This window comes from Mycobacterium simiae (assembly GCF_008370645.1).
GTDB classification, from domain to species: Bacteria; Actinomycetota; Actinomycetes; order Mycobacteriales; family Mycobacteriaceae; genus Mycobacterium; species Mycobacterium simiae_A.
The window spans coordinates 1-3,803 of sequence record NZ_VTZN01000292.1; the positions used below are offsets into that span (position 1 = coordinate 1).

General features: G+C 66.1%; 4 protein-coding genes. 3 read left to right on the top strand and 1 reads right to left on the bottom strand.

Features of this window, described 5'->3' with window-relative positions; all coding sequences use genetic code 11:
- The coding region (locus tag F0Q45_RS24890; RefSeq protein ID WP_149656426.1) for a PE family protein at positions 1-737 on the bottom strand (737 nt) is incomplete at its 3' end.
- A gap of 176 nt (positions 738-913) precedes the next feature.
- On the opposite strand from F0Q45_RS24890, the gene F0Q45_RS24895 reads away from it, so the two are divergent.
- The 3 genes from F0Q45_RS24895 to F0Q45_RS24905 form a co-directional block, all read left to right on the top strand.
- Positions 914-1,891: an ABC transporter permease gene (locus F0Q45_RS24895; protein WP_149656427.1), complete on the top strand. Its 978-nt coding sequence runs from the start codon at positions 914-916 to the stop codon at positions 1,889-1,891.
- Positions 1,888-2,787, top strand: coding sequence for an ABC transporter permease (locus F0Q45_RS24900; RefSeq protein WP_149656428.1), 900 nt, complete (start codon positions 1,888-1,890; stop codon positions 2,785-2,787). The genes F0Q45_RS24895 and F0Q45_RS24900 overlap by 4 nt, the downstream gene beginning before the upstream one ends.
- Positions 2,784-3,803: ABC transporter ATP-binding protein (locus F0Q45_RS24905; RefSeq protein ID WP_149656429.1), on the top strand; the 1,020-nt coding region annotated here is incomplete at its 3' end. The genes F0Q45_RS24900 and F0Q45_RS24905, both read left to right, overlap by 4 nt.

Sequence of the window (3,803 nt, forward strand, 5' to 3'; positions counted from 1 at the left end):
CCGGCGACACCTCCATGACCTCCAGGAGCCGCGAACGTCGCACCGGCAGACCCGCCGCCGGCACCACCAGCCCCGGCAAACCCGCCACTACCGCCGCGGCCGCCATCCGCGAGCGCTCCACCCGGCCCACCTGCACCGCCGTTGCCGAATCCCCAGGCGTCGCCGCCGCGGCCACCGAACCCACCCCGCAGTCCGTCGATCGCACGGAAATCGGCGCCTCTACCGCCCTTGCCGCCACTGCCAATAAACCCGGCGTTGCCCCCTCGCCCACCAGCCTGGCCCGGCGCTGTCCCGTCGGCACCGTCGCCGCCGTTGCCGATCAACCACCCACCGTCGCCACCGTCCTGGCCGGGGGCTATGCCATTAGGGCCGTCACCGATCAGCGGGCGCCCGGTCAATGCTTTGGTGGGCCCGTTGACCGCATCGAGCACTTGCTGCTGAGCCGCCGCCACGACATTGCTCGCCTCGGCGCTCGCATACGCGCTCATGCCGGCCTGCAGGTTACGCACGAACTGATCATGGAATGTCGCCATTTGCGCGCTCATCGCCTGGTACTGCCGTGCGTGCGACCCGAACAACGACGCGATCGCGGCCGATACCTCATCGGCGCCCGCCGCGGCGATCGCCGTCGTCGGGAAGGCCGCGGCGGTATTGGCGGCGCTGAGCGTCGACCCGATCTGCGCCAACTCGGTCGCTGCGGCGTCGACGAACTCGGGTAACGCGAACACGTACGACATATGCCCCTCCAATGCGTCCCTGTGGGCTTATCGGGCCAGCCCAATCAGCGGAAAGTCTGAGTGAGAGGCGTTTAACGAAACTTCAGAAGTCGTGAAATACGCAGGTCACATGGGAGGTGCGCAACATCGATGGTTGGGGCTCGCTACCCTGTCCCAATGCGACGCGGTAGCCGGGCATGACCCGTTTCCTGGCGCGCCGGCTGCTCAACTACCTGGTGCTACTGGCGCTAGCCTCGTTCTTGACCTACTGTCTGACCTCGCTGGCGTTCTCGCCGCTGGAAAGCCTGATGCAGCGCAGCCCGCGCCCACCGCAAGCGGTGATCGACGCCAAAGCCCACGATCTGGGCTTGGACAAGCCCATACCGCTGCGCTACATCCACTGGGTTTCCCACGCCGTCCGCGGCGACTTCGGGGTCACAATCACCGGCCAGCCCGTCTCCACCGAACTGGGACGCCGCGTTGCCACCAGCCTGCGGCTCCTGATCATCGGATCGGTGGTGGGTACGGTACTGGGCGTGGTGATCGGGGCGTGGGGCGCTATCCGCCAGTACCGGCTCAGTGACCGCGTCATCACCATGTTGGCGTTGCTGATCTTGAGCACACCGACATTCGTGATAGCCAACCTGCTGATTTTGAGCGCGCTGCGGGTCAACTGGGTGGTGGGCTTACAGCTGTTCGACTACACCGGGGAAACCTCACCGGGGGTGATGCCGGGGACCTGGGCAGCCTTGGGTGACCGGTTGAAGCACTTGGTGCTGCCGTCGCTCACCCTGGCGCTGGGCGCCGCCGCCGGTTACAGCCGTTATCAGCGCAACGCGATGCTCGACGTGCTGGGCCAGGACTTCATTCGCACCGCCCGAGCCAAGGGGCTCACCCGCCGCCGAGCACTGGTCAAGCATGGGCTGCGGACCGCGCTGATCCCGATGGCGACGCTATTCGCCTACGGGGTGGCCGGACTGGTCACCGGCGCGGTCTTCGTCGAAAAGATCTTCGGCTGGCACGGAATGGGCGAGTGGATGGTGCGGGGCATCTCAACGCAGGACACCAATATCGTCGCCGCGATCACGGTGTTCTCCGGCGCCGTCGTCTTGCTGGCCGGTCTGCTCTCCGATGTCATCTATGCGGCATTGGATCCGAGAGTGCGGGTGGGATGACCGCTCTCGACGAAGCTGCCACGGCCGATTTCACCTCGCGGCGCACCTTGGTGCTGCGCCGATTTCTGCGCAACCGGTCCGCGGTCGCGTCTCTGACGGTATTGGTGCTGCTGTTCGTCGGTTGTTACACGCTGCCCGCCCTGCTGCCCTACTCCTACGAGGACCTCGATTTCGACGCGTTGCTGCAGCCGCCGAGCACCCGTCATTGGCTGGGCACCAATGCGCTGGGCCAAGACCTGCTGGCGCAGACGTTGCGCGGCATGCAGAAGTCGATGCTCATCGGCGTCTTCGTCGCCGTGATCTCGACCGGGATTGCGGCCACCGTCGGGGCGATCTCGGGATACTTCGGCGGCTGGCGGGACCGAGCGTTGATGTGGGTGGTCGACCTGCTGCTGGTGGTGCCCAGCTTCATCCTGATCGCCATCGTTACCCCGCGGACCAAGAACTCGGCCAACATCACGTTTCTGGTTCTGCTACTCGCCGGATTTGGCTGGATGGTCAGCTCCCGCATGGTTCGCGGCATGACCATGAGCTTGCGCGAGCGCGAATTCATCCGCGCAGCAAGATATATGGGCGTTTCCAGTCGCCGGATCATCGCCAGCCATGTGGTTCCGAACGTGGCGTCGATTCTGATTATCGACGCAGCCCTCAACGTCGCAGCCGCGATCTTGGCCGAAACCGGTTTAAGCTTCCTGGGTTTCGGCATCCAGCCACCGGATGTGTCGCTGGGCACCTTGATCGCCGACGGCACCCGGTCCGCCACCACCTTCCCGTGGGTTTTCCTGTTTCCGGCCGGGGTCCTGGTGCTGATTCTGGTGGCCGCCAACCGCACCGGCGATGGGCTGCGCGACGCCCTGGACCCGGGCAGCAGCACGCTGCGGCGCGGTGACCGATGAGTCCCCTACTGCAGGTCAGCGACCTAAGCGTCACCTTTCCGACCGACAGCGCGCCGGTCACCGCGGTGCGCGGCATCAGCTACCACGTCGATCCCGGCGAAGTGGTGGCGATGGTCGGCGAATCCGGATCGGGTAAATCCGCGGCCGCAATGGCGGTTGTGGGCTTGTTGCCCGACTACGCCGAGGTGCGGGGCTCAGTGCGATTGCAGGGCACCGAACTACTCGGACTTGCCGACGACGCGATGTCACGGTTCCGCGGCAAAGCGATCGGCACGGTCTTCCAGGATCCGATGTCTGCCCTTACTCCCGTCTACACCGTCGGCGATCAAATCGCCGAGGCCATCGAGGTACACCAGCCGCGCGTCAGCACGAAGGCCGCCCGCCAACGTGCTGTGGAACTACTTGAGCTGGTGGGCATTTCACAATCCGATCGACGCGCCCGCGCCTTCCCACACGAGCTGTCCGGCGGCGAACGGCAACGCGTGGTCATTGCGATCGCCATTGCTAACGATCCTGACCTGTTGATCTGCGACGAACCCACCACCGCGCTCGACGTCACCGTGCAGGCGCAGATCCTCGAGGTGCTCAAGACCGCCCGCGACGTCACCGGGGCCGGGGTGCTGATCATCACCCACGACCTGGGGGTGGTGGCCGAGTTCGCCGACCGGGCGTTGGTGATGTACGCCGGCCGGGTGGTCGAGTCCGCCATGGTGAGCGACCTCTACCGGGATCGTCAGATGCCTTACACCATAGGGCTATTGGGATCTGTCCCCAGGCTGGACGCCGTGCAGGGCACCCGCTTGGTGCCGATTCCCGGTGCTCCCCCGTCGCTGGTCGGCCTGGAGCCCGGTTGCCCTTTTGCGCCGCGCTGCCCCCTGGTGATCGACGAATGCCGCGCCGCCGAACCCGAGTTGAACCAGGTCGGCGCCGAGCACCGAGCGGCCTGCATCCGCACCGACCAGGTCGACGGCCGCAGCGCCGCCGACATCTACGGCGTCAACATCGAGCGGGCCGGG